This window comes from Burkholderia sp. LK4, assembly GCF_001043615.1.
GTDB classification, from domain to species: Bacteria; Pseudomonadota; Gammaproteobacteria; order Burkholderiales; family Burkholderiaceae; genus Burkholderia; species Burkholderia cepacia.
Genome location: NZ_LDUL01000111.1, coordinates 1 through 26546 on the forward strand (window position 1 = coordinate 1; position 26546 = coordinate 26546).

General features: G+C 65.4%; 21 protein-coding genes and 1 rRNA gene. 21 read left to right on the plus strand and 1 reads right to left on the minus strand.

Translation table 11 applies throughout. The features are described from left to right. Nucleotides 1-144: 144 nt before the first annotated feature. The 3 genes from rrf to VK92_RS37270 all read left to right on the plus strand — a co-directional run bounded on the left by rrf (nucleotide 145) and on the right by VK92_RS37270 (nucleotide 4590). Nucleotides 145-257, plus strand: a 5S ribosomal RNA gene (gene rrf, locus VK92_RS37260). 447 nt (nucleotides 258-704) lie between these two features. Beyond that, the gene (locus VK92_RS37265; protein WP_048025709.1) at nucleotides 705-2780 is read left to right on the plus strand and encodes a molybdopterin-containing oxidoreductase family protein; all 2076 of its coding nucleotides are present in this window, start codon (nucleotides 705-707) and stop codon (nucleotides 2778-2780) included. A gap of 136 nt (nucleotides 2781-2916) precedes the next feature. Then, nucleotides 2917-4590: a long-chain fatty acid--CoA ligase gene (locus VK92_RS37270; RefSeq protein WP_021159923.1), complete on the plus strand. Its 1674-nt coding sequence runs from the start codon at nucleotides 2917-2919 to the stop codon at nucleotides 4588-4590. Between the two features lie 279 nt (nucleotides 4591-4869). Here VK92_RS37270 and VK92_RS37275 read toward each other — a convergent pair whose 3' ends face one another. Beyond that, a complete protein-coding gene (locus VK92_RS37275; RefSeq protein ID WP_021159922.1) occupies nucleotides 4870-6021 on the minus strand; it encodes a porin in 1152 nt (383 codons plus the stop codon). Between the two features lie 277 nt (nucleotides 6022-6298). Here VK92_RS37275 and coq7 point away from each other — a divergent pair, with 277 nt between their 5' ends. The 18 genes from coq7 (at nucleotide 6299) to lpxC (ending at nucleotide 26465) form a co-directional block, all read left to right on the plus strand. Continuing rightward, nucleotides 6299-6925 (plus strand): 2-polyprenyl-3-methyl-6-methoxy-1,4-benzoquinone monooxygenase, encoded by a 627-nt coding sequence (gene coq7, locus VK92_RS37280; RefSeq protein WP_048025708.1) that lies wholly within the window; start codon nucleotides 6299-6301, stop codon nucleotides 6923-6925. A 386-nt stretch (nucleotides 6926-7311) separates the two neighbouring features. Next, a complete protein-coding gene (mraZ, locus tag VK92_RS37285) occupies nucleotides 7312-7740 on the plus strand; it encodes a division/cell wall cluster transcriptional repressor MraZ (RefSeq protein WP_006487094.1) in 429 nt (142 codons plus the stop codon). 23 nt (nucleotides 7741-7763) lie between these two features. Next, nucleotides 7764-8705, plus strand: a complete 942-nt coding sequence (gene rsmH, locus VK92_RS37290) for a 16S rRNA (cytosine(1402)-N(4))-methyltransferase RsmH (RefSeq protein ID WP_021159920.1) — start codon at nucleotides 7764-7766, stop codon at nucleotides 8703-8705. Further along, nucleotides 8702-9043: a cell division protein FtsL gene (ftsL, locus tag VK92_RS37295; protein ID WP_021159919.1), complete on the plus strand. Its 342-nt coding sequence runs from the start codon at nucleotides 8702-8704 to the stop codon at nucleotides 9041-9043. Before rsmH ends, ftsL begins: the two co-directional genes overlap by 4 nt. Next, the gene (locus tag VK92_RS37300; protein ID WP_027788455.1) at nucleotides 9040-10887 is read left to right on the plus strand and encodes a peptidoglycan D,D-transpeptidase FtsI family protein; all 1848 of its coding nucleotides are present in this window, start codon (nucleotides 9040-9042) and stop codon (nucleotides 10885-10887) included. Before ftsL ends, VK92_RS37300 begins: the two co-directional genes overlap by 4 nt. Further along, nucleotides 10884-12422 carry a UDP-N-acetylmuramoyl-L-alanyl-D-glutamate--2,6-diaminopimelate ligase gene (locus VK92_RS37305; protein WP_042975357.1) on the plus strand — a complete coding sequence of 513 codons (1539 nt, stop codon included), beginning with the start codon at nucleotides 10884-10886 and terminating at the stop codon, nucleotides 12420-12422. Before VK92_RS37300 ends, VK92_RS37305 begins: the two co-directional genes overlap by 4 nt. After that, nucleotides 12419-13825, plus strand: a complete 1407-nt coding sequence (locus VK92_RS37310; protein ID WP_048025707.1) for a UDP-N-acetylmuramoyl-tripeptide--D-alanyl-D-alanine ligase — start codon at nucleotides 12419-12421, stop codon at nucleotides 13823-13825. The genes VK92_RS37305 and VK92_RS37310 overlap by 4 nt, the downstream gene beginning before the upstream one ends. 16 nt (nucleotides 13826-13841) lie before the next feature. Beyond that, entirely contained in the window at nucleotides 13842-15011 is a 1170-nt protein-coding gene (mraY, locus tag VK92_RS37315) for a phospho-N-acetylmuramoyl-pentapeptide-transferase (RefSeq protein ID WP_006477019.1), read from the plus strand. Nucleotides 15012-15039: 28 nt separating this feature from the next. Further along, the gene (gene murD / locus VK92_RS37320) at nucleotides 15040-16554 is read left to right on the plus strand and encodes a UDP-N-acetylmuramoyl-L-alanine--D-glutamate ligase (RefSeq protein WP_021159917.1); all 1515 of its coding nucleotides are present in this window, start codon (nucleotides 15040-15042) and stop codon (nucleotides 16552-16554) included. Then, complete coding sequence (gene ftsW / locus VK92_RS37325) at nucleotides 16551-17834, plus strand: putative lipid II flippase FtsW (protein ID WP_021159916.1); 1284 nt, start codon at nucleotides 16551-16553, stop codon at nucleotides 17832-17834. Before murD ends, ftsW begins: the two co-directional genes overlap by 4 nt. Beyond that, a complete protein-coding gene (gene murG, locus VK92_RS37330) occupies nucleotides 17831-18934 on the plus strand; it encodes an undecaprenyldiphospho-muramoylpentapeptide beta-N-acetylglucosaminyltransferase (RefSeq protein ID WP_021159915.1) in 1104 nt (367 codons plus the stop codon). Before ftsW ends, murG begins: the two co-directional genes overlap by 4 nt. Beyond that, nucleotides 18931-20328, plus strand: a complete 1398-nt coding sequence (murC, locus tag VK92_RS37335) for a UDP-N-acetylmuramate--L-alanine ligase (RefSeq protein ID WP_021159914.1) — start codon at nucleotides 18931-18933, stop codon at nucleotides 20326-20328. Before murG ends, murC begins: the two co-directional genes overlap by 4 nt. Nucleotide 20329: 1 nt before the next feature. Next, nucleotides 20330-21271 carry a D-alanine--D-alanine ligase gene (locus VK92_RS37340; RefSeq protein WP_021159913.1) on the plus strand — a complete coding sequence of 314 codons (942 nt, stop codon included), beginning with the start codon at nucleotides 20330-20332 and terminating at the stop codon, nucleotides 21269-21271. 19 nt (nucleotides 21272-21290) lie between these two features. Next, nucleotides 21291-22043 (plus strand): cell division protein FtsQ/DivIB, encoded by a 753-nt coding sequence (locus tag VK92_RS37345; protein WP_021159912.1) that lies wholly within the window; start codon nucleotides 21291-21293, stop codon nucleotides 22041-22043. A 26-nt stretch (nucleotides 22044-22069) separates the two neighbouring features. Further along, the gene (ftsA, locus tag VK92_RS37350; RefSeq protein ID WP_006487138.1) at nucleotides 22070-23302 is read left to right on the plus strand and encodes a cell division protein FtsA; all 1233 of its coding nucleotides are present in this window, start codon (nucleotides 22070-22072) and stop codon (nucleotides 23300-23302) included. A gap of 113 nt (nucleotides 23303-23415) precedes the next feature. Beyond that, nucleotides 23416-24612: a cell division protein FtsZ gene (gene ftsZ, locus VK92_RS37355; RefSeq protein WP_021159911.1), complete on the plus strand. Its 1197-nt coding sequence runs from the start codon at nucleotides 23416-23418 to the stop codon at nucleotides 24610-24612. Between the two features lie 188 nt (nucleotides 24613-24800). Beyond that, the gene (locus VK92_RS37360) at nucleotides 24801-25307 is read left to right on the plus strand and encodes a peroxiredoxin (RefSeq protein WP_027788450.1); all 507 of its coding nucleotides are present in this window, start codon (nucleotides 24801-24803) and stop codon (nucleotides 25305-25307) included. A 240-nt stretch (nucleotides 25308-25547) separates the two neighbouring features. Continuing rightward, the gene (gene lpxC, locus VK92_RS37365) at nucleotides 25548-26465 is read left to right on the plus strand and encodes a UDP-3-O-acyl-N-acetylglucosamine deacetylase (RefSeq protein WP_027788449.1); all 918 of its coding nucleotides are present in this window, start codon (nucleotides 25548-25550) and stop codon (nucleotides 26463-26465) included. The last annotated feature ends 81 nt before the right edge of the window (nucleotides 26466-26546 follow it).

Genomic DNA, 26546 nt, shown 5'->3' on the forward strand with positions numbered 1-26546 from the left:
GCCTTGTAGATCGGCGCCGTGCGACAGCACTGGCTGCAGGATCCAGAGCGACAAGTTGGATTCTCGTGTGTGATACACACAACCTAAATTACTGCTTCTTCCAAGATTGGTTGTGCTGCGAAGCCAGCGCAACAACCCTCTTTGCCTGATGACCATAGCGAGTCGGTCCCACCCCTTCCCATCCCGAACAGGACCGTGAAACGACTCTACGCCGATGATAGTGCGGATTCCCGTGTGAAAGTAGGTAATCGTCAGGCTCCCCTCAAGCCAGAAACCCCCGCCCGACAAGGCGAGGGTTTTTGCATTGGCGCGGCGGAAATGCGTGAGTGATCGGGATCGGTGGCATGGCCGGAACTTTCACATTACTCCTCCCAGGTGCCCCCAATCGCAACGCCCGGTTTTTCGAAATGATCGGTATCATTCGTGATCCCCCGATCTATTGATCGTATCTCCGATCAAAATCCCAGCTCCCTCCTCTCCGTGTACCGGCTAGCGACGTCGTGCACGTTCTGCCCTCCATCGTCGACAACGCATATCGGACGGGCCATACAAGCACCCCCGCAGATGACGCGTGGTGCAACCGAAACTACCCTGGCTTCCTCCAATCGCTTTTTGGTCAGATAACCCAGAATCCGGACGAAATGAACGCTTTATTCGGCGCGTCCACGTAAAATTTGCGAACCCCCATCTATGCACTCAAAACGATGAACGCCGCGATTCAGGTAACCCGGGCCGTTTGCCCGCACGATTGTCCGGACACGTGCGCAATGCGCGTGACCGTCGAGAACGGCAAGGCGATCAAGGTCACGGGCGATCCCGATCATCCGCCGACACAAGGCGTGTTGTGCACGAAGGTCAGCCGATACGCCGATCGTGTTCATCATCCCGATCGCCTCACCGTTCCGCTCAAGCGCATCGGCGCCAAAGGGGAAGGGCATTTCGTACCGATCAGTTGGGACGAGGCGTTCGACGAGATCGGCCGTCGTCTCGGTGAAATTGCGGCGCGCGCAACGGAAGCGATCGTGCCGTACAGCTATGCGGGGACGATGGGGCTCGTGCAAGGAGAGGGCATCGCCCAGCGCTTCTTCCACAAACTGGGCGCCTCGCGGCTCGAGCGCACGATCTGCGCGGCGGCCGGTGCTGCGGGGTTACGGTACACATATGGTGGCAGTCTCGGTATGCATCTCGAGCATTTCGAGGAAAGCGAACTGATTCTGATATGGGGAGCGAACCCGATCGCGTCGAGTCTGCACTTCTGGACGCGTGCGCAGGAAGCGAAGCGCCGAGGCGCCCGTCTTGTCGCCATCGATCCGTACCGTTCGCTGACAGCGGAGAAGTGTCATCAGCATATTGCGTTGAAACCGGGCACCGATGGCGCGTTCGCACTCGGCATGATGCACGTGCTGATTACCGAAGACCTGCTCGATCACGACTACATCGCCAGCCATACGCTCGGATTCGACGCACTCAAGGAACGGGCGATGTCCTATCCGCCGGATCGTGTCGCGCAGATTTGCGGCATCGACGCGTCGGAGTTGATCGATCTTGCGCGTCGTTACGGCGCTACCCGGAAGGCATCGATCCGCCTGAACTACGGCATGCAGCGCGTTCGCGGCGGTGGCAACGCGGTACGCGCGATCGCAAGCCTGCCGGCGCTGACGGGTGCATGGCGCGATCGGGCCGGTGGGCTGTTGCTCTCGTCGTCGGAATCCGCGCCGGTGAACCAGGCTGCGCTGCTGCGCCCGGACTTGATGCCGGGCTGGCCCCACAAGCTGCCGCGCATCATCAACATGAACGCGATCGGCGACGCGCTGTTGCACCCGGGCGATGCCACTTTCGGACCGAAGGTCGAAGCGGTGATCGTGTACAACTCGAATCCGGTGGCGGTCGCGCCTGATTCCTCGAAAGTCGCGGCGGGGTTCGCACGCGACGACCTGTTCACGGTGGTTCTCGAGCATTTCAAGACAGATACCGTCGATTTCGCCGACATTGTGCTGCCGGCGACCACGCAACTCGAGCATCTGGACATCCACAAATCGTACGGCCACACCTACGTGATGGCGAACCTGCCGTCGATTCCTCCGGTGGGAGACGCGCGGCCGAATACGGAGATCTTCCGCGGGATCGCGCGCAGCATGGGGCTGGACGAGCCCGCGCTCTATCACAGCGACGAAGAGGTCGCGCGTGCGGCCCTTCGCTGGGACGATCCGGCACTCGACAGCGACTGGGACACGCTGAAGCGCGACGGTTGGCTGAAACTCAAGCTGCCGGAGGCGCCGTTCGCGAACGGCGGTTTTCGTACACCATCCGGCAAGTGCGAGTTCTACAGCCCGCGGCTCGAGCAGATGGGTGTTGACCCAGTGCCCGACTACCTGCCGCCGTTCGAATCGGCCGAGGCGGCACCCGAGCTCGCGGCGCGCTATCCGCTCGCGATGATTTCGCCGCCGGCCCGTCACTTCCTGAACAGCACGTTCGTGAACGTCGACAGCCTGCGTCATACCGAAGGCGAGCCGCATCTCGACATTCACCCGTCGGATGCCGATGCACGGGGCATCGCGGAGGGCGATCTCGTTCGCATCTTCAACGACCGCGGATCGATGCAGGCGCTCGCGAGAATTACCGATCGTGCACGTGCAGGGCTCGTCGTCGGGCTGTCGATCTGGTGGAAGAAGCTGTCGCCGGACGGCAGGAACGCGAACGAAGTGACGAGCCAGGCGCTCACCGATCTCGGCAATTCGGCGACGTTTTACGATTGCCTTGTGGAAGTAGAACGCATTTGACCGAATATCACCGTATCATCCGACGAATCTCCACGGAAGTTCGAAGTGGACGTCTAACCCTGTTGTATCGGGACGGGCGAGCCGTTACGATGCGTTTTAGCACGATCATTCGAAAATCCGTGAGGAGACGCGCAGTATGAACAAAATTTGGCTGAAATCGTACCCACCCGGCGTTCCAGCCGAAATTGACGCGTCTCCTTATCCCTCCGTTCCAGACCTGCTGGACGAAAGCTTCCGCCAGTACCGCGACCGCACGGCGTTCGTCTGCATGGGCAAGGGCATCACGTACGGCGAACTCGACAAGCTGTCGCGCCAGTTCGGCGCCTGGCTTCAATCGCGCGGTCTAGCACGCGGGGCGCGCGTTGCGATCATGATGCCGAACGTGCTGCAGTATCCGGTGGCGATCGCCGCGGTACTGCGGGCGGGCTACACCGTCGTCAACGTCAATCCGCTCTACACGCCACGCGAGCTCGAACATCAGCTGAAGGACAGCGGTGCGGAGGCGATCGTCATCCTCGAGAATTTCGCGTCGACGCTGCAGGCTGTCATCGCGAATACGAGCGTCAAGCACGTCGTCGTCGCGTCGATGGGCGATCTGCTGGGCATCAAGGGATGGCTCGTCAACTACGTCGTGCGCAACGTGAAGAAGATGGTGCCGGCCTGGCAACTGCCGTCGTTCACGCGCTTCAAGGCCGCGCTGTCGGAAGGCGCGCGGCAGGCATTCAAGGCACAGAAGATCGGCCCCGATGACGTCGCGTTCCTGCAATACACGGGCGGGACGACAGGCGTGGCAAAGGGGGCGACGCTGCTGCACCGGAACATCGTGTCGAACGTGCTGCAGGCCGGCGCCTGGCACCATCCGGCTCATGAGAAGTTCCCGGAGGTGAAACAGTTCGTGACCGTTGTCGCGCTGCCGCTGTATCACGTGTTCGCGCTGACCGTCTGCGGTTTCCTGACGATGCGTACCGGGGGCATGGGCATCCTGATCCCGAACCCGCGCGACATCGCCGGCATGATCAAGGAACTGAAGGGTTACCAGATCTCGACGATCCCGGCGGTCAACACGCTGTATAACGCACTGCTGAACCACCCCGAATTCAATCAGCTCGACCTGTCGAAGCTCGTGATCGCCAACGGCGGCGGCATGGCGATCCAGGAAGGCGTCGCGAAACGCTGGTATGAAAAGACCCATACGGCGATCATCGAAGGCTACGGGCTGTCCGAAACGTCGCCGGTCGCGACCTGCAATCCGGTGACGGCGACCGAATACAGCGGGACGATCGGCCTGCCGCTGCCGTCGACCGAAGTGGCGATTCGCGACGATGCCGGCAACGACGTCGCGCTCGGCGAACCCGGCGAGATTTGCATCCGCGGGCCGCAGGTGATGGCCGGCTACTGGAACCGGCCGGACGAGACCGCGAAGGTCATGTTCGCGGACGGCTTCTTCAAGACGGGCGACGTCGGCGTGATGGATGCGCGCGGTTACGTGAAGATCGTCGACCGGAAGAAGGACATGATTCTCGTATCGGGCTTCAACGTGTACCCGAACGAAGTCGAGGACGTGGTGGCGTCGCATCCGGGCGTGTTCGAGGTGGCGGCGGTCGGCGTGCCCGACGAGCATTCCGGCGAAGCCGTGAAGCTGTTCGTCGTGAAGAAGGACCCGGCGCTCACCGACAAGGACATCCTTGCCTACTGCAAGGAGCGCCTCACCGGCTACAAGCGGCCGAAGCTGGTCGAGTTCCGTACGGAGCTGCCGAAAACGAACGTCGGCAAGATCCTGCGGCGCGAATTGCGCGACGGACGCGCGTAACGGCGCGGTCGATCGAAGGAAAAGGCCCGGCACATGCCGGGCCTTTTTGTTTGCAGTGCGGCCCCGAGGAGGTTTGTCTCCGTGCGAGGCTGTCTCCGGAATGGGCTTGCGGCCGCGGCCGCGCGTTTCGATGGCCGCAAAGGCAGGCGGCATGGCCCCCACGACGAGCGCGCAACGCCCGGTGCGATTCGCCGCACTCCGGCTTTGCCGTTCTGCACCGCAAAAGAAAAAGGCGCCCGGAGGCGCCTTCAATATGCTGCGGCTTGTCAGGCAAGCTGATTAGAACTTGTGACGGATGCCGACGCGTGCCGCGACCTGGTTGCTGGTGCTCGACCCGGCCAGGCCGTTGATCGCTGCCGTTGCCTTCAGGACGTTGCCGTTCGAATCGAGCACGTTGCCCGATGCGTGCTGGTACACGCCGATCACGTAGACGTCGGTGCGCTTCGACAGGAAGTAGTCGACGCCCAGCGAGCCCTGGTGGTACTTGGCTGCCGAGTTGCCGTCGATCTTGCTGCCTTGCGTGTAGTCGTACGCCGCGCCGAGAATCAGCGCCGGGGTCAGCTGATACTTGAAGTTGATTTCGCCGTTGTTGAACGTCGCGGTCTGGTTCACGAACGGGCCTGCCGAGAAGCCCTTGAACTTCGTGTTCGAGTACGTCGCGCCGATCGTTGCTGCGCCGAACGTGTATGCGCCGCCTGCACCGATGACCTGGTACGTGTTCGCGTTGTTCGCGTACGCGCCGTAGATCGGCGACGAGACCGACGAAGACGCGGAACCGTTGTTGAACATGCCGCCGAACTGGTTCGGCGTACGTGCGTTCAAGTAACCGACGCCCAAGACCAGCGGGCCGTTGTTGTAGCCTGCGCCGAGCGACCAGACCTGGTTCTTCGAGAACTGGCCTGCCTGACCGCCGAAGCTGTACAGGCCGCCGAACGAGAAGCCACCGTAGGTCTGGCTCGTGAACTTGACTGCGTTGTTCACGCGATAGGCGTTGTTGAAGTTGTCGAGGTCGCCCGGGTGAGCGGCGATGTAGCCGCCCCACTGGTCGCCCGCCTCGAGCGGGCCGACGAAGTCGACGACGGAGTCGTATTGACGACCCAGCGTGACCGTACCGTACTGGCTCGACAGGCCGACGTAAGCCTGACGACCGAACATCAGGCCGCCCTGACCGAGCTTGCCGCTGTTCACGTCGAAACCGTTTTCGAGGGTGAAGATTGCCTTCAGGCCGCCACCGAGGTCTTCGGTGCCGCGCAGGCCGAAGCGGCTGCCTTGCATCACGCCGCTGGCCATGCTGTACAGGTGCTTGCCGCCCGCATTGTTGTTGAAGAGCAGGCCTTCATCGATGATGCCGTAAAGCGTCACGCTGCTTTGCGCATGGGCAGCGCCAGCGAACGCGCCCAGCGCGACGAGCGCGAGAAGCGACTTTTTCATTAACGGATCTCCAAAAATCACTGAATTTTTCTGGCGGGGCGGATAGTTATGTTCTGTCGACGGGCCCCATCAACTTCGCAAGAAGTCGCACGTAATGTAGCAAAACCGGTTTTTGCCACAAAGCGAAATGCCGCAGCTCAAGGCCGCCATGTTTCCTTTATGCAACAATGGTTAAAATCACGGGTTAACCGCAATTTCCGCTGAATAATCAAGTCGGTTACGCAGCGGACTCGTGCCCTTGCCGCTCGCGGCGGCACATGCAGCCAGGAGAAACAGGATGGTGTTTGATGAACTGATCAGCGAATTCGATCGCGGCCTGCGGTCGCTGACGGGCATTAGCCGAATGAGCCGGCCGGTGCCCGCGCCGGCCGAGGCGCCCGCCGTCGAATTGACGCCCGCGGAGCGTACGCATGCCGCCGGGCTGATGCGCGTGAACCACGTCGGCGAGGTCTGCGCTCAGGCGCTGTACCAGGCGCAGAAGCTCACCGCGCGCACGACATCCGCGAAGGCGATGTTCGAGGAAGCCGCGCGCGAGGAGGAGGATCACCTCGCGTGGACCGCACACCGCCTGAAAGAGCTCGACTCGCGCCCGAGCCTGTTGAACCCGCTCTGGTATGCGGGTTCGCTCGCGATCGGCGTGGCGGCTGGCGCGCTCGGCGACAAGGTCAGTCTCGGCTTCATGGCCGAGACCGAACGGCAGGTCGAGAGCCATCTCGAAGGCCATATGTCCGAGCTGCCGGCGGCCGATACCGCGTCGCGCGCGATCGTCGACCAGATGCGTATCGACGAGGTGAAGCACGGCAAGGCCGCCGCCGACGCAGGCGGGATCGAACTGCCGCTGCCCGCGCGAATGCTGATGCGCGCCGCGTCGAAAGTCATGACGAGCACTGCGTACTATCTGTGAGATTCGCACCGGGGCGACGCGTGACGTCGCCCCGGTTCCCCGCCGCTGATACCGCCCGTTTATTCCTCGTTTTCCCGCCCCCGAAAGCCCCGTCCGCACACCCGTCTGGCCCGTCTTTCTCACGTATCACCTTCACAAGTTGCACTAGCTCATTCATTTATAACGGTTTTTGGAATGAAGGGGCGTGTGAGCATGTGCGCGTAAGTCCTTGTTCTAACTAACAAAATTCGTCAAAAAAGCGGGCCGCTCCCTTGACCGTGCCACACCCTTCCTCTAAAGTGGGAGACAGTGTGAGAAAGTGTATTTTTGTGTGATTTGGCGGGCTATTCCGGCTAAATTCTCAGCATTGAGCGGGTGCTTCGGTGCCCTGAACGGGAGAGCGGAAAGTGTTCCAAGGGGCGTCGGCGCTGACGCTCGATGCGAAAGGGCGGATGTCGGTGCCGGCTCGCTATCGCGAAGCGCTGCAAGGACAGGCAGAAGGACGGGTGACTGTGACCAAGCACCCGGACGGCTGCCTGTTGCTGTTTCCGCGCCCCGAATGGGAAGTATTCCGCGCCAAGATCGCTGCGCTGCCGATGGACGCGCATTGGTGGCGGCGCATTTTTCTCGGCAATGCGATGGACGTCGATCTCGACAGCGCCGGCCGGATTCTTGTATCGCCCGAGCTGCGCATGGCAGCTGGACTGGAAAAGGAAGTCATGTTGTTGGGAATGGGTAGTCACTTCGAGCTGTGGGATTCGCAGACCTACAACGCGAAGGAGCAGGCGGCGATGGCGCAGGGCATGCCCGACGCGCTGAAGAATTTCACGTTCTGATTGCGGTGACGGAGACGCCCGCGATGGGAAACGAATTGCGGCATCGAACGGTGCTGTTGGATGAAGCGGTCGAGTCGCTCGTGACGCGGCCGGACGGCGTTTATGTCGACGGCACGTTCGGGCGCGGCGGTCATAGCCGCGCGGTGCTCGCGCGGCTGGCGACGGCCGGGCGGCTGATTGCGTTCGACAAGGACCCGCGAGCGATCGAGACGGCGCAGGGCATCGAGGATGCGCGCTTCTCGATCGTGCATGACAGCTTTGCATCGATGCGCGACGCGCTTGCGGCGCGCGGCATCGAGAAGGTGTCGGGTGTGTTGCTGGACCTGGGCGTGTCCTCGCCGCAGGTGGACGATCCGGCGCGCGGCTTCAGCTTCCGCGCCGATGGCCCGCTGGACATGCGGATGGATCCGACGCGCGGCGAGTCGGCGGCGGAATGGCTCGCACGGGCTTCGGTGCAGGAATTGACGGAGGTGATACGGGATTATGGGGAAGAACGGTTTGCTTTTCAGATTGCAAAGGCGCTTGTTGCTCGCCGGGCAGAGTCCGACCGTCTTGGGCCTCTCGACACCACGGGCGAGCTTGCCCAAATCGTGGGTCACGTCGTCAAAACCCGTGAGAAGGGCAAGGATCCGGCAACCCGCACCTTTCAGGCTATACGGATTCACGTCAATCAAGAGCTTGCGGACCTGCAAGTCGTACTAGACGCGGCACTGTCGTTGCTGGAGCAAGGGGGGCGGCTGGTGGTCATCAGCTTTCATTCACTCGAGGACCGGATCGTCAAGCGATTCATGCAGGCGCACGCGAGTGCGCCTGCGGTCGATCGTCGCCTGCCGATCCGCGCCGTCGATCTCCCGAGCCCGCCGCTCAAGATCATCAGCCGCCAGTTTCCGAGCGAAGCGGAAGTCGCCGCGAACCCGCGCGCCCGCTCGGCCGTGATGCGCATTGCGGAGCGCGTCACGCCATGAGCCGCTTCAATATCTTCCTGCTGATCATCGTGATGGGCTGCGCGCTGTCGGTCGTCAATTCGACGAACCAGCAGCGCCAGATCTTCATCCAGCTGCAGCGCGCGCAGTCGCAGGAGCGTCAGCTCCAGCAGGACTACGCGCAGCTTCAATATCAGCAGAGCGCGCTGTCGAAGACGTCGCGCATCGAGCAGCTTGCGAACGATTCGCTGAAGATGCAGCCGATCTCGACCGGCCGCACGCAATACCTGACGCTGCCGCCGGGCGCGGCGAAGGCGATCGACGCGCCGATCCCGGCTTCGGCGGACACGGCCGGCAAGGGCAAGGGAGGCGCGCGATGAAGCCGTCCCAGAAGCGCCAGAACGTGAAGTTCTCGTCGAGCCCGGTGCTGGGCGTGCATCTGCCGATGTGGCGCTCGAAGCTGGTCGTGTTCCTGCTGTTCATGGCGTTCGTCGCGCTGGCCGCGCGCGCGTTCTGGATCCAGGGGCCCGGCAACGCGTTCTACCAGAAGCAGGGCGAAAGCCGCTACCAGCGCACGCTCGAGCTGCCGGCGACGCGCGGCAAGATTCTCGACCGTAACGGGCTCGTGCTCGCGACGAGCCTGCCCGTGCGCGCGATCTGGGCGATTCCCGACGCGGTGCCGGACGATCTCGATGCCGACAAGGTCAACCAGCTCGGCAAGCTCCTCGGCATGACGTCGAAGGAACTGCGCGTGAAGCTGTCGGAAGACAAGGGTTTCGTCTACGTGAAGCGCCAGGTGCCGATCGACGTCGCGGACAAGGTTGCCGCGCTCGACATTCCCGGTATCTATCAGCGCAACGAATACAAGCGCTTCTATCCGGAAGGCGAGATCACCGCTCACCTGATCGGCTTCACGAACGTCGAGGACGAAGGGCAGGAGGGCGTCGAGCTCGGCGACCAGAAGATGCTGTCCGGCACGTCGGGCGTGCGTCGCGTGATCAAGGACCGGCTGGGGCACATCGTCGAGGACGTCGCCGAGCAGATCCCGCCGCACAACGGCACCGACGTCGACCTGTCGATCGACAGCAAGATCCAGTACATCGCGTACGCGAACCTGAAGGCCGCCGTCGAGAAGTTCAAGGCAAAGGCCGGCGCGGCCATGGTCGTCGACGTGCGCACCGGCGAGGTGCTCGCGCTCGTCAACTACCCGACGTACAACCCGAACGACCGCTCACGCATGACGGGCGAGCAGTTGCGCAACCGGATCATGACCGACGTGTTCGAGCCGGGCTCGATCATGAAGCCGTTTACAGTGTCGCTCGCGCTCGACCTGCACCGCGTGACGCCGAATACGCTCGTCGAGACGGGCAACGGGCATTTCGTGCTCGACGGCGCACCGATCACCGACGACGCGGGTTTCGGCACGCTGACGGTCGGCGGCGTGATCCAGAAGTCGAGCAACATCGGCGCGACGAAGATCGCGATGACGATGCGGCCCGAGGAAATGTGGAATATGTATACGAGCATCGGCCTCGGCCAAGCGCCGAAGGTCGGGTTCCCGGGCGCGGTGGCCGGCCGCCTGCGTCCGTGGAAGAGCTGGCGTCGCATCGAGCAGGCGACGATGTCGTACGGCTACGGCCTGTCGGTGTCGCTGTTCCAGCTTGCGCGCGCGTACACGGCGATCGCGCATGACGGCGAGCTGATGCCCGTGACCATTTTCAAGACCGACCCCAATCAGCCGGTCGTGGGCACGCAGGTATTCAACCCGACCACCGCGCGCGAAGTGCGCGCGATGCTGGAAACGGTGGTGGCGCCGGGCGGCACGTCGCCCGATGCGGCCGTGCCGGGTTATCGCGTCGGCGGCAAGAGCGGCACCGCGTACAAGCATGAGGGGCACGGCTACACGCGCAAGTACCGCGCGTCGTTCGTCGGGATGGCGCCGATGCCGAATCCGCGCATTGTCGTCGCGGTGTCGGTCGACGAACCGACCGCCGGCAGCCACTTCGGCGGCCAGGTGTCCGGCCCCGTATTCTCGGCGATCGCCGGCGACACGATGCGTGCGCTGAACGTGCCGCCGAACATGCCGATCAAGCAGCTTGTCGTGTCTGACGATTCGCCGGCAGCACCTTCCGCAGCGGGGCCGCAAAAGCTGGCCGCGGGTGGCGGCGCGAAGCATATGATCGTGTCCAGCACGACGCGTAATTCACCAGGAGTTGTTCGATGAGCGCCGCTCGCAGTTCCCATCCGGCGCATCAGCAGATCGCAGCCGCGCTTGCGTGGCTGCATCAGCATGTGGCCCCCGCAGCGCAACTGCATGCCGACACGCGCAGCCTCAAGGCCGGCGACGTGTTTTTTGCCTATGCGGTCGACGGGGCCGACAACCGCGCTTTCATTGTCGATGCCGTCGCGCGCGGCGCGGCCGCCGTACTGTATCAGCCGGAAGGGCTGGCCGCGGCGCCGGCGGTGCCCGTTGCGCTGGCCGTGCCGGCGCTCGACCAGCTCGCCGGCGAGATCGCCAGCGGCTGGTACGGCAATCCGAGCGACAGCCTGCTTGCGGTGGGCGTGACCGGCACGAACGGCAAAACGTCGTGCACGCAATGGATCGCCGCCGCGCTGACGGCGCTGCACCAGCCGTGCGCGGTGATCGGCACGCTCGGCACCGGGATGCCCGGCCAGCTCGTGCCGACGGGGTTCACGACGCCCGATGCGCCGCAACTGCAGCGCAGTCTCGCGCAGTTGCGCGATGCGGGCGCGAAGGCCGTGGCGATGGAAGTGTCGTCGCACGCGCTGCACCAGGGGCGCGTGAACGGTACGGGTTTCGACATCGCGGTGTTTACGAACCTCACGCAGGATCACCTCGACTATCACGGCACGTTCGATGCGTACGAGGCCGCGAAGGCGAAGCTGTTCGCGTGGCGCGGCCTGCGCGCGGCAGTCGTCAACCGCGACGATGCAGCCGGTCGGCGCCTGCTCGAGAAGCTCGCCGGCCGCGTGCGCACGATCGCGTACGGGATCGGCGACGCACCGGCGCCTGACGCCGATCGCGAACTGGTCGCGCTCGACGTGCGCGCCACCGCGACCGGCACGGCGTTCCACCTGCGTTCGTCGTGGGGGGAGGCGGACGTCGAGGTCGGCACGCTCGGCACGTTCAACGTCAGCAACCTGCTCGCGGTGCTCGGCTCGCTGCTCGCGGCCGACCTGCCGTTCGACGCGGCGCTCGCCGAGATCGCGCGGCTCGAGTCCGTCAACGGACGGATGCAGCGGCTCGGCGGCCGGCTGCAGAACGACGAACCGCTCGTCGTGATCGACTATGCACACACGCCCGACGCGCTCGAAAAGACGCTCGACGCGCTGCGCCCGATCGCCACGGCGCGCGGCGGCCGGCTCGTCTGCATGTTCGGCTGCGGCGGCGATCGCGATGCGACGAAGCGCCCGCTGATGGGCGCGATCGCGGAGCGGCTCGCCGATGAAACCGTCGTCACGAGCGACAACCCGCGCAGCGAGGATCCGCAGCGCATCATCGACCAGATCGTCGCGGGCATGACCGCGGCCGATCACGCACGTCGTATCGAGGATCGCGCGAGCGCGATCCTGCAGGCCGTGCGCGGCGCCGCACGCGAGGATGTCGTCGTGCTGGCCGGCAAGGGCCACGAGGCCACGCAGGAAATCATGGGCAAGAAGCGTACGTTCTCCGACCAGGATCACGCGCGGCTCGCGCTGGCAGCGCGCGCGACACACGGCAAGGGAGGCGCCGAATGACGATGCTCAGTCTCGGCGAAGCCGCTCGCCTGATTCCCGGTGCAACCGTCCACGGCGATGCGGGCGTCACGTTCGACCGCGTGTCGACGGACAGCCGCACCGTCGGCCCCGGCGACCTGTTCGTCGCACTGAAAGGCGAGCGCTTCGACGCGCACGACTTCCTTGGCGATGTCGCTGCGCGCGGTGCGGCGGCGGCGCTCGTCGCGCACGTGCCGGCGGGCGTCACGATGCCGGCGATCGAAGGCGGCGAAACACGTGCCGCACTCGGCGCACTGGCACATGGCTGGCGCAAACGATTCGCGCTGCCGCTCGTCGCGGTGACGGGCAGCAACGGCAAGACGACCGTCAAGGAAATGATCGCGTCGATCTTCGCGGCGGCGGTCGGCGCCGACGCGCGGCTCGCGACGGCCGGCAACCTGAACAACGACGTCGGCCTGCCGCTGACGCTGCTGCGCCTGTCGTCCACACATCGTCTCGCGGTGATCGAGATCGGGATGAACCACCCGGGCGAGACCGAAGTCCTCGCGCGTCTCACGGCGCCGACGGTCGCGCTCGTCAACAACGCGCAGCGCGAGCACCAGGAGTTCATGGCGACGGTCGAAGCGGTCGCGCTCGAACATGCGGCCGTGATTCACGCGCTCCCGCCGGACGGCGTTGCGGTGTTCCCGGCCGACGACGCGTATGCGGGCATCTGGCGCGTCGCGGCCACCGGCAACCGGATCCTCGATTTCGCGCTGCATGACGCCGAACGGCAGAACGACGCGCAGGTCACGGGCCGTCTTCACGGCGGCGAACTCGTGATCGATACGCCCGCGGGCGCCGTCACGGTGCGGCTGCGCGCGCTCGGCGAGCACAACGCGCGCAACGCGCTGGCCGCCACGGCCGCGGCGCTGGGTGCCGGCGTCGCGCTGTCGGCGATCAAGCAGGGTCTCGAATCGTTCGAGCCGGTCAAGGGCCGGCTGCAGGTGAAGCAGGCGATCGCGGGCAGCCTCGCGGGTGCGACGGTCGTCGACGATACGTACAACGCGAATCCCGATTCGATGCGTGCCGCGATCGACGTGCTCGCCACGCAACCGGCGCCGCGCGTGCTGGTGATCGGCGACATGGGCGAGGTCGGTGACGAAGGGCCGGCTTTTCATCGCGAGGTCGGTGCATACGCGCGCGAGCGCGGGATCGACGCGCTGTTCGCGCTCGGCGACGCATCGCGTGATGCGTGCACGGCGTACGGCGACACGGCACGCCACTTCGACGACATCGGCGCGCTTGTGGCGGCGCTGCTCGCGGCCGGTTACGGCGCGCAGGCGACGCTGCTCGTGAAGGGCTCGCGGTACATGAAGATGGAGCGCGTGGTCGACGCGCTGACGAACCAACCCGCGGCGGGCACGGCGCCCGCGGCACACTGAGTAGAAGGAAGGAAGCATGCTGCTGGCGCTGGCGCAATGGCTGCAAGGAGACGCAAGCTTTTTGCGCTTGTTCACGTACCTCACGTTCCGGGCGGTGATGGCCACCATCACCGCGCTGGGGATCGGGCTCGTGTGCGGACCGTGGGTGATCCGCAAGCTGACGCAAATGAAGGTCGGTCAGGCCGTGCGCAAGGACGGCCCGCAGACACATCTCGTCAAGTCCGGCACGCCGACGATGGGCGGCGTGCTGATCCTGATCGGCATTGCGGTCGCGACGCTGCTGTGGGGCGACCTGACGAACCGTTTCATCTGGATCGTGATGCTCGTCACGTTCGGTTTCGGCGTGATCGGCTGGGTCGACGATTACCGCAAGGTCGTCCACAAGGACCCGCGCGGGATGTCGTCGCGCGAGAAGTATTTCTGGCAATCGGTGATCGGGCTGTTCGCGGCCGTCTACCTCGCCTTCAGCGTGTCCGAGGCGAACAACGTGCGCGTGTTCGACCTGTTCATGGCGTGGGTGAGGAGCGGCCTGTCGATGGGGCTGCCGGCACGCGCCGACCTGATGCTGCCGTTCCTGAAGTCGATCAGTTATCCGCTCGGCGTGTGGGGCTTCATCGTGCTGACGTACTTCGTGATCGTCGGCGCGAGCAACGCGGTGAACCTGACCGACGGCCTCGACGGCCTCGTGATCATGCCGGTCGTGCTGGTCGGCGCGTCGCTGGGTGTGTTCGCGTACGTGATGGGCAGCGCGGTCTATTCAAAATACCTGTTGTTCCCGCATATCCCGGGCGCGGGCGAACTGCTGATCTTCTGTTCCGCGATGGGCGGGGCAGGGCTCGCGTTCCTCTGGTACAACACGCACCCCGCGCAGGTGTTCATGGGCGACGTCGGCGCGCTGGCGCTCGGCGGCGCGCTCGGCACGGTCGCGGTGATCGTGCGCCAGGAAATCGTGCTGTTCATCATGGGCGGCATCTTCGTCGCGGAGACGCTGTCGGTGATGCTGCAGGTGTCGTGGTTCAAGTACACGAAAAAGCGCTACGGCGAAGGGCGGCGCCTGCTGAAGATGGCGCCGCTGCATCACCATTTCGAATTGTCCGGCTGGAAGGAAACGCAGGTGGTCGTGCGTTTCTGGATCATCACGCTGATGCTGTGCCTGTTCGGTCTGACCACCCTCAAGCTGCGGTAAAGGAAAGGTAACAAGGATGTCTGGCGAGATGTTTGGAGATCGGCAACGGCCGATGGTGCTCGTACTGGGGCTCGGGGAATCGGGTCTCGCGATCGCGCGATGGTGCGCGAGGCACGGGTGCCGGCTGCGCATTGCCGATACCCGCGAGGCGCCGCCGAACCTTGCCGCGCTGCAGGCCGAAGGCATCGATGCGGAATTCGTCGGCGGGGCGTTCACGCCTGCGCTGCTCGACGGCGGCATCGAGCTCGTCGGGCTGAGCCCCGGGCTGTCGCCGCTCGAACCGGCGCTCGCGGCGCTGGTCGCGGCCGCGAACGAGCGCGGCGTCGCGGTGTGGGGCGAGCTGGAATTCTTCGCGCAGGCGCTGCGTGCGCTCGGCACGAGCGGCTACCAGCCGAAGGTGCTCGCGATCACGGGCACCAACGGCAAGACGACGACGACGAGCCTCACGGGCCTGCTGTGCCAGCGCTCGGGCAAGAAGGTCGCGGTCGCGGGCAACATCAGCCCGGCGATGCTCGACCGGCTCGCCGGCGCGATCGACGAAACCGCGCTGCCGGACGTATGGGTGCTCGAACTGTCGAGCTTCCAGCTCGAGACCGCGCGCACGTTCGCGCCCGATGCGGCCGCGATCCTGAACATCACGCAGGACCACCTCGACTGGCACGGCAGCTTCGAAGCGTACGCGCAGGCAAAGGGCCGGATCTTCGGCGCGACGACGACGCGCGTGCTGAACCGCGACGATGCGGCCGTGATGAAGTTCGCGCCGGCAGCCGGCGCGGCCGACGCGCCGCGTACGGTCACGTTCGGCCTGAACGAACCGGTGCAGGACGGCGACTACGGGCTGTCGCGCGACAACGGCATCGCGTGGCTGGTGGAAGCCGTCGATCGCGATGCACCCGACGAAGCGGCGACGACGAGTCGCCGGCGCAAGCGCGATGCCGCGCACACGCCCGACATCGCGCAGAAGCGCCTGATGCCGGCCGACGCACTGCGTATCCGCGGGCTGCACAACGCGGCGAACGCGCTGGCCGCATTCGCGCTCGCACGCGCGATTGACCTGCCGGCCGCGCCGCTGCTGCATGCGCTGCGCGAGTATCGCGGCGAAGCGCATCGCGTCGAAGTGATCGCGACGATCGACGACGTGGACTACGTCGACGACAGCAAGGGCACGAACGTCGGCGCGACGGTTGCCGCGCTCGACGGGCTCGCCCAGAAGATCGTGCTGATCGCGGGCGGGGACGGCAAGGGCCAGGACTTCGCGCCGCTGGTCGCGCCGGTCGCGCGCTGGTGCCGCGCGGTGATGCTGATCGGCCGTGACGCGCCGGCGATCCGCGACACGCTCGCCGAAACGGGCGTGCCGCTTGCCGACCACGCGACGCTCGAAGGCGCGGTGCACGCGGCGGCCGACCTCGCCGAGCCGGGCGATGCGGTGTTGCTGTCGCCGGCATGCGCGAGCCTCGACATGTTCAGGAACTACGCCCATCGCGCGGATGTGTTCCGCGCGGCGGTCGACGAAATCGCCATCGACAAAGGAGCGACGCCATGAGCTGGTCCGATCGCCTCGTCTCCCGTTTCAACGATCGGCGCGACACCGGCGGCAATGCCGCGGGTGGCCGCGTCGCGTCGGCCACGCGCGCCGCGACCGGCGGCCTCGCGAGCGTCGTCAACGGCGTGCGCCCGAGCCGTTCGCGGATGCTCGACTTCGACTACTCGCTGCTGTGGGTCGCGATCGCGCTGCTCGGGCTCGGCGTCGTGATGGTGTATTCGGCGTCGATCGCGATGCCCGATTCGCCGAAATACGCGGCGTATCACGATTACGCGTTCCTGATGCGCCACTGCGTGTCGCTCGTCGTCGCGTTCATCGCGGCGGTGATCGCGTTCCGTGTGCCCGTGTCGACGTGGGACAAATACGCGCCGCATCTCTTCCTGATCGCGCTGGTCGGCCTCGTGATCGTGCTGATCCCGCACGTCGGCAAGGGCGTGAACGGCGCGCGCCGCTGGATTCCGCTCGGCATCACGAACATGCAGCCGTCGGAAATCATGAAGCTCGCGGTGACGATCTACGCGGCGAACTACACGGTGCGCAAGCAGGAATACATGCAGAGCTTCGCGAAGGGCTTCCTGCCGATGGCGTTCGCGGTCGGCCTGGTCGGTGCGCTGCTGCTGCTCGAGCCGGACATGGGTGCATTCATGGTCGTCGCGGCGATCGCGATGGGCGTGCTGTTCCTCGGCGGCGTGAACGGCAAGCTGTTCGGCGGCCTCGTCGCGACGGCGGTCGGCACCTTCACGATGCTCGTGTGGCTGTCGCCGTGGCGTCGCGAGCGGATCTTCGCGTACCTCGATCCGTGGGACGAGCGCTACGCGCAGGGCAAGGCATACCAGCTCACGCACTCGCTGATCGCGTTCGGACGCGGCGAGTGGTTCGGTGTCGGCCTCGGCGGCAGCGTCGAGAAGCTGAACTACCTGCCGGAAGCGCATACCGACTTCATCCTCGCGGTGATCGGCGAGGAACTCGGTTTCGTCGGCGTCCTGGTCGTGATCCTGCTGTTCTACTGGATCGTGCGCCGCGCGTTCGAGATCGGCCGCCAGGCACTCGCACTCGATCGCACGTTCGCGGGCCTGATGGCGAAGGGCATCGGCATCTGGTTCGGCGCGCAGACCTTCATCAACATGGGCGTGAACCTCGGGCTGCTGCCGACCAAGGGCCTGACGCTGCCGCTCGTGAGCTACGGCGGCTCCGGCATTCTGCTGAACTGCGTGGCGCTCGCGGTGCTGCTGCGGGTCGACTATGAAAACCGGGTGCTGATGCGCGGAGGGAAGGTATGACCGCGTCGCAACGCACGCTGATGGTGATGGCAGGCGGCACCGGGGGCCATGTGTTCCCGGGGCTCGCGGTCGCGCACCGGATGGAGGCGGCGGGCTGGCGCGTCGTGTGGCTCGGCAATCCGGCCGGGATGGAAGCGACGCTCGTGCCGAAGCACGGCATTCCGATGGAATACGTGCGGTTCGGCGGGCTGCGCGGCAAGGGCCTGAAGACCAAGCTGACGCTGCCGTTCAACCTGCTGCGCGCATGCGGGCAGAGCCTCGCCGCGCTGCGCCGCGTGCGGCCCGACGTCGTGCTCGGGATGGGCGGCTACATCACGTTCCCGGCGGGTGTGATGACGGCGCTGTCGGGGCGTCCGCTCGTGCTGCATGAACAGAATTCGATCGCGGGCCTGACGAACAAGGTGCTCGCGAAATTCGCGAAACGCGTGCTCGTCGCGTTCCCCGGCGCGCTGCCGCACGCGGAATGGACCGGTAACCCGATTCGCGCGGAACTTGCCGGCACCGAAGCGCCCAAAGCACGCTACGCATCGCGCAGCGGCCCGCTGAACGTGCTGGTCGTCGGCGGCAGCCTCGGTGCGGCCGCGCTGAACGAAGTCGTGCCGCGCGCGCTGGCGATGCTGACGCCGGGTGAACGCCCGCGCATCGTGCATCAGGCCGGCGCGAAGCACATCGACGCGCTGAAGGCGAATTACGAAGCGGCCGGTTTCGCGGCCGGCGAAGACGTGCGGCTCGTGCCGTTCATCGACGACATGGCGGCCGCGTATGCGGCGGCGGATCTCGTGATCTGCCGGTCGGGCGCGATGACGGTGTCGGAGATCGCGGCGGTGGGCGTGGCGGCGCTGTTCGTGCCGTTCCCGTACGCAGTCGACGATCACCAGACGAGCAACGCCGCGTTCCTCGCCGATGCAGGCGCGGCCGTGCTGGTGCAACAACGCGACCTGTCGGCGGAACTGCTCGCCGACTGGCTGCGCGGCCAGTCGCGGGCATCGCTCGCGGACATGGCGGAACGTTCGCGCTCGCTGGCGAAGCCCGAAGCCACCGACGAAGTCGCGCGCGTGTGCGCGAAGGCGGCCGGCGCGAACCTGGAAATATTGCAATGAAACACATCGTCAAACACATTCATTTCGTCGGGATCGGCGGCGCGGGCATGAGCGGCATCGCCGAAGTGCTCGTCAACCTCGGCTACGAGGTCAGCGGCTCGGATCTCTCGCGCAACGCGGTGACCGATCGTCTCCAGGCGCTCGGCGCACGGATCGCGATCGGCCACGACGCGGCGAACATCGAGGGCGCGAACGCGGTCGTCGTATCGACGGCCGTGCGCTCGGACAACCCGGAAGTGCTGGCCGCGCGCGCGAAGCGCGTGCCGATCGTGCAGCGCGCGGTGATGCTGGCGGAATTGATGCGCCTGAAGCAGGGCATCGCGATCGCCGGCACGCACGGCAAGACCACCACGACGAGCCTCGTCGCGAGCGTGCTCGCCGCGGGCGGCCTCGACCCGACCTTCGTGATCGGCGGGCGGCTGATCAGCGCCGGCGCGAACGCGCGGCTCGGCACGGGCGACTTCATCGTCGCCGAGGCCGACGAGTCGGACGCGTCGTTCCTGAACCTGTATCCGGTGATCGAAGTCATCACGAACATCGATGCCGACCACATGGACACCTACGGCCACGATTTCGCGCGGCTCAAGCAGGCGTTCATCGAATTCACGCAGCGCCTGCCGTTCTACGGCAGCGCGGTCGTGTGCGTCGACGATCCGAACGTGCGGCAGATCATCCCGTTCATCTCGAAGCCGGTCGTGCGCTACGGGCTGTCGCCGGACGCGCAGGTGCGCGCGGAAGACATCGACGCGCGCGATGGCCGGATGCACTTCACGGTGATCCGCGAAGGTCGCGCGCCGCTTGCGGTCGTACTGAACATGCCGGGCCTGCACAACGTGCAGAACGCGCTCGCGGCGATCGCGATCGCAACCGACCTCGGCGTGACGGATGACGCGATCCAGCAGGCGCTGGCCGAATTCAACGGCGTCGGCCGGCGTTTCCAGCGCTACGGCGAGGTGCCGACCGCGGACGGCGGCCAGTACACGCTGATCGACGACTACGGCCATCACCCGGTCGAGATGGCCGCGACGATCGCGGCCGCGCGCGGCGCGTTCCCGGGGCGTCGCCTCGTGCTGGCGTTCCAGCCGCACCGCTACACGCGCACGCGCGATTGCTTCGACGATTTCGTCAACGTGCTGTCGACGGTCGATGCGCTGGTGCTGACGGAAGTCTACGCAGCCGGCGAGGCCGCGATCTCGACCGCCAACGGCGAAGCGCTGTCTCGCGCGTTGCGCGGGGCAGGAAAGGTTGACCCGGTGTTCGTCGCGACGGTCGACGACGTGCCGGACGCATTGGCGAAGGTCGCGCAGAACGGCGACGTGGTGATCACGATGGGCGCGGGTTCGATCGGCGGCGTGCCGGCGAAGGTCGCGCAGCACACTCAACAGAAGGCATGACATGAGCGGGATTGATCCGAAACGTTTCGGCAAGGTGGCGGTGTTGTTCGGCGGCGAGTCCTCGGAGCGCGAGGTTTCGCTCACGTCCGGCCAGCTCGTGCTGCAGGGCCTGCGCGACGCAGGCATCGACGCGCACCTGTTCGACCCGGCCGAGCGCCCGCTGGCGGCGCTGAAGGACGAAGGGTTCGTGCGTGCGTTCAACGCGCTGCACGGCGGTTACGGCGAGAACGGCCAGATCCAGGGCGCGCTCGATTTCTACGGGATCCGTTACACGGGCAGCGGTGTGCTCGGGTCGGCGCTCGGCCTCGACAAGTTCCGCACGAAGCTCGTCTGGCAGCAGACGGGCGTGCCGACGCCGCCGTTCGAGACGGTGCTGCGCGGCGACGACCTCGCGGCGCGGGCGACGGACATCGTCGCGAAGCTCGGCCTGCCGCTGTTCGTGAAGCCGGCGAGCGAGGGCTCGAGCGTCGCGGTGCTGAAGGTGAAGACGGCCGATGCGCTGCCGGCTGCGCTCGAGGAAGCCGCGAAGCACGACCCGATCGTGATCGTCGAGAAGAGTATCGAAGGCGGCGGCGAATACACCGCATGCATCGCCGGCGATCTCGACCTGCCGGTGATCAAGATCGTGCCGGCCGGCGAGTTCTACGACTATCACGCGAAGTACATCGCCAACGACACGCAATACCTGATCCCGTGCGGGCTGCCCGCCGACAAGGAAGCGGAGCTCAAGCGCGTCGCGCGCCGTGCGTTCGACGTGCTCGGCTGCACCGACTGGGGCCGCGCGGATTTCATGCTCGACGCCGATGGCAATGCGTACTTCCTGGAAGTGAACACTGCGCCGGGCATGACCGACCACTCGCTGCCGCCGAAGGCCGCGCGCGCGGTCGGCATCAGCTATTCGGAGCTGGTCGTGAAGGTGCTGTCGCTCACGCTCAACGACTGACGCAGGAACGGAACGACGTATGTGGAACAACGTTCGCCAACTCAACCTTGCCGCCAGCGCGCTGTACGCGCTGCTGCTGCTCGTGTTGGCGGCGGCCGGTTGCTACTGGCTGATCCAGCGCCCGACGTTCGCGTTGCGGGAAATCCGGATCGACGGCGACACCGAGCACATCAATTCGCCGACGGTGCGCGCGGGCGTGGTCGGCCGGCTGAAGGGCAATTTCTTCACGGTCGATCTCGACGCCGCGCGCGCCGCGTTCGAGCAGATGCCCTGGGTGCGCCATGCGAGCGTGCGCCGGGTGTGGCCGAATGCGCTGGCTGTCACGCTCGAGGAGTACAAACCGCTCGGGACCTGGGGCAGCGACCAGCTCGTGAGCGTCGACGGCGAGCTGTTCACCGCGAACCAGGGCGAGCTGGATCAGGAACTGCCGGCGTTCGACGGCCCGGAGGGCAGTGCGAAGGAAGTCGTCACGCGGTATCGCGACTTCGGAAAATGGTTTGCGCCGCTGAAGGCGGCGCCGGAAGAAGTGACGCTGTCGGCGCGGTACGCGTGGACGGTGAAGCTGTCGAACGGCATGCAGGTCGAGCTGGGCAAGGAACGCAACAGCGAGTCGCTGCATGACCGGAGCCAGCGCCTGGTCGCCGCGTGGCCGGCGGTCACGGAGCGCTGGGGCAACGACATCGAGTACGCGGACCTGCGTTATCCGAACGGATTCGCGATTCGCGCGGCAGGCATGCGGTTCCTGACCGATACCGACAAGCGCAAGAAGTAACGAGAGATCACACGCAAGAGCACTTTATGAGCAAAGACTACAAGGATCTGCTGGTTTCCCTCGACATCGGCACGTCGAAGGTGGTGGCCATCGTCGCCGAGCTGAAGGGCGAAGGTCACTACGAGGTGATCGGTCTCGGCCAGAGCGAGTCGAAGGGTCTGAAGAAAGGTGTGGTGGTCAACATCGAGGCCACCGTGCAGTCGATCCAGCGCGCGCTCGAGGAAGCCGAGCTGATGGCCGACTGCAAGATCACCAACGTGTTCACGGGGATCGCCGGCAGCCACATCCGCAGCTTCAACTCGAGCGGGATGGTCGCGATCAAGGACAAGGAAGTCACGCAGACCGACGTCGCGCGCGTGATCGAGACCGCGAAGGCGATCAACATCCCGACCGACCAGCAGGTGCTGCATATCCTCACGCAGGAATTCATCATCGACGGCCAGGAAGACGTGCGCGAGCCGATCGGGATGAGCGGCATCCGCCTCGAGGTGAAGGTGCACATCGTGACGGGCGCGGTGAGCGCCGCGCAGAACATCGTCAAGTGCGTGCGCCGCTGCGGGCTGGAAGTGAACGACCTGATCCTGCAGCCGCTCGCGTCGTCGCTGGCGGTGCTGACGGAAGACGAGAAGGATCTCGGCGTGGTGCTGGTCGACATCGGCGGCGGCACGACGGACATCGCGATCTTCGCCGAAGGCGCGATCCGCCACACCGCGGTGATTCCGATCGCCGGCGACCAGATCACGAGCGACATCGCGATGGCGCTGCGCACGCCGACGCCGGATGCGGAAGACATCAAGGTCGGCTACGGGATCGCGAAGCAGGCGCTCGCCGATCCGGACGAAATGGTGGAAGTGCCGGGCCTCGGTGAACGCGGCCCGCGCACGCTGTCGCGCCAGGCGCTCGCGGCCGTGATCGAGCCGCGCGTCGAGGAACTGTTCTCGCTCGTGCAGCAGGTCGTGCGCGAATCCGGTTACGAAGAACTCCTGAGCTCCGGCGTGGTCATTACCGGCGGTGCGTCGATGATGCCCGGCATGGTCGAGCTCGGCGAAGACATTTTCCTGAAACCGGTGCGCATCGGCGCGCCGGAGTATGCAGGCGGCCTCTCCGACGTCGTGCGCAATCCGCGCTACTCGACGGCGATGGGGCTGCTCGTCGAAGGCAGTGCCCAGCGCATGCGCGGCCGCAAGGTCGCCGTGCAGTCCGGCAACGCGGGGCAGGTGTTCTCGCGGATGAAGGAATGGTTCCTGAGCAACTTCTGACAAACCGAATCTGGAAATTCGCGCTGGTGCCGGCGGCTGGCGCGCGACAGGGGGTTGCCCGATCTCCTGCCGAATAACGGCCGATTAGCAGTTTTTCTCTTGACGGAGGCAACATGGAATTCGAAATGCTGGAAACCGAGACCAACGGCACCATCATCAAGGTGGTCGGCGTTGGCGGCGCTGGCGGCAATGCCGTCCAGCACATGATCAACCGCGGCGTGCAGGGCGTCGATTTCATCGTGATGAACACGGACGCGCAGGCGCTGTCGCGTTCGCGCGCATCGTCGGTGATCCAGCTCGGCAACACGGGCCTCGGCGCCGGTGCGAAGCCGGAAATGGGCCGTGCGGCAGCGGAAGAAGCGCGTGAGCGCATCGCCGACGCACTGCGCGGCGCGCACATGGTGTTCATCACGGCCGGCATGGGCGGCGGCACGGGCACGGGCGCGGCACCGGTGGTCGCGCAGATCGCGAAGGAGATGGGCATCCTGACGGTCGGTGTCGTCAGCAAGCCGTTCGAGTTCGAAGGCGGCAAGCGCATGCGCGTCGCTGAAGCAGGTTCGCAGCAACTGGAGGATCACGTCGACTCGCTGATCGTCGTGCTGAACGACAAGCTGTTCGACGTGATGGGCGACGACGCCGAGATGGACAAGTGCTTCCAGTGCGCGGACGACGTATTGAACAACGCGGTTGCAGGCATCGCTGAAATCATCAACGTCGATGGCCTCGTGAACGTCGACTTCGAAGACGTGAAGACGGTGATGGGCGAGCAGGGCAAGGCGATGATGGGCACGGCGACGGTCGCCGGCGTCGATCGCGCGCGCCTCGCGGCGGAACAGGCCGTGGCGAGCCCGCTGCTCGAAGGCGTCGATCTGTCGGGCGCGCGCGGCGTGCTGGTCAACATCACGTCGAGCCGTTCGCTGCGCCTGTCGGAAACGCGCGAAGTGATGAACACGATCAAGAGCTACGCGGCGGAAGATGCGACGGTGATCTTCGGTGCGGTGTACGACGACGCGATGGGCGATGCGTTGCGCGTGACGGTCGTGGCAACGGGTCTGGGCCGTGCGGCGAAGAAGCAGCAGTCGGCACCGATGACGCTGCTGCGCACCGGTACGGACAACCAGCCGGTCAGCGCGGTGTCGCACGGCTATGCACCGGCGCATCACGTCAGCACGGCCGACTACGGCGCACTCGATACGCCGGCGGTGTGGCGCAATTCGCGTGAAACCGCGGCATCGCACGTGCAGGCGCTGCAGGAGAAGGGTGTCGACACGTACGACATCCCGGCTTTCCTGCGCAAGCAGGCTGACTGACGCAAACACAGGCGAAGCCGCGGCGAAACTGCCGCGGTATCGCCGGCGTGACGGATGCTACGGACCACGACAGGCCGCGTCGGCTGCGACGCCGGGCCGGGAAACGTGCCCTCTCCGCACAAGCGGGGCGGGATGGGCCGTGCTGTCCGCGACACGCTGAAAAACCGTATCGCTATGAGGGACCAGCCATGATTCAAGTGGGCGACGCGCTGCCCGACGCGCAACTGTTCGAGTACATCGACGACGCGCGCGAAGGGTGCACGCTGGGGCCGAACGCCTGCAGCGTGCGCGATCAGGTTGCGGGAAAGCGGGTGGTGATCTTCGGATTGCCGGGCGCTTTCACGCCGACCTGTTCGGCGCAGCATGTGCCGGGCTACGTCGAACACGCCGAGCAACTGCGCGCGGCGGGTATCGACGAGATCTGGTGCGTGTCCGTCAACGACGCATTCGTGATGGGCGCATGGGGACGTGATCTGCACACCGCGGGCAAGGTGCGCATGATGGCGGACGGCAGCGCGGCTTTCACTCATGCGCTGGGGCTGACACAGGATTTGTCCGCGCGTGGCATGGGGATTCGTTCCCTGCGCTACGCGATGGTGATTGACGGCGGTGTGGTCAAGACGCTGGCCGTCGAGGCGCCGGGCAAATTCGAAGTGAGCGATGCGGCGAGTGTTCTCGCGACGTTGACGTCCTGATCGTGCGGTGCGCCGTTGCCTGCCGGCAACGCTGCTCACCGGCCTCAGGGCAGTTGTAACACGGGCTGATGACCGGAAACGCCTCCGTTCCGGGCATCGGCCCGTCCCGTATCGGCAGGGGTAAACAGCCGAAACAGATTGATACGCAGTTTCAAACTGCGTTGAATAGGGAATTACGCTATAATCCCTCCTATCGAATATAACTCCTGATTGATATCTTCAATCACGACGAAGAACATCATGCTGAAGCAGCGCACCATCAAATCCATCGTGAAGACCGTGGGTATCGGTGTCCACTCGGGCCGCAAGATCGAGCTGACGCTCCGTCCTGCCGCACCGGGCACGGGCATCGTGTTCTCCCGCGTCGACCTTCCCACGCCCGTCGACATTCCCGCCGCGGCGACGTCGATCGGCGATACGCGGCTCGCGTCGGTGCTGCAGAAGGATGGCGTGCGTGTGTCGACCGTCGAGCACCTGATGTCGGCATGCGCCGGCCTCGGCATCGACAACCTCTATGTCGACGTGACGGCCGAGGAAATCCCGATCATGGACGGCAGCGCGGCGACCTTCGTGTTCCTGATCCAGTCCGCCGGGATCGAGGAACAGAACGCGCCGAAGCGTTTCGTCAAGGTGAAGAAGACGGTCGAAATCCGTGACGGCGACAAGTTCGCGCGTCTCGATCCGTACTTCGGCTTCAAGCTGAAATTCTCGATCGACTTCCGTCACCCGGCCGTCGACAAGACCGGCCAGGAGCTCGAGGTCGATTTCGCGAATACCTCGTATGTGCGCGAGATTGCGCGCGCACGCACGTTCGGCTTCGCACATGAAGCCGAGATGCTGCGCGAGATGGGTCTCGCCCGCGGCGGCAGCATGGAAAATGCGATCGTGCTCGACGAGTACCGCATCCTGAACAACGACGGGCTGCGCTACGACGACGAGTTCGTGAAGCACAAGATGCTCGACGCGATCGGCGACCTGTACGTGATCGGCCATCCGCTGCTGGCGTCGTACACGGCGTACAAGTCGGGCCACGGGCTGAACAACGCGCTGCTGCGCGAGCTGCTCGCGAACGAAGATGCGTACGAGATCGTCACGTTCGACGATCCGCAAGCCGCGCCGAAGGGTTTCGCGTTCGACGCGCAGACGGCCTTCGCCTGAACTGCGTTCGGCGCAAGCAACAAAAAAGCAGCCTTCGGGCTGCTTTTTTGTTGGCCGTGACCCGTCCTGAAATAGGTTGAC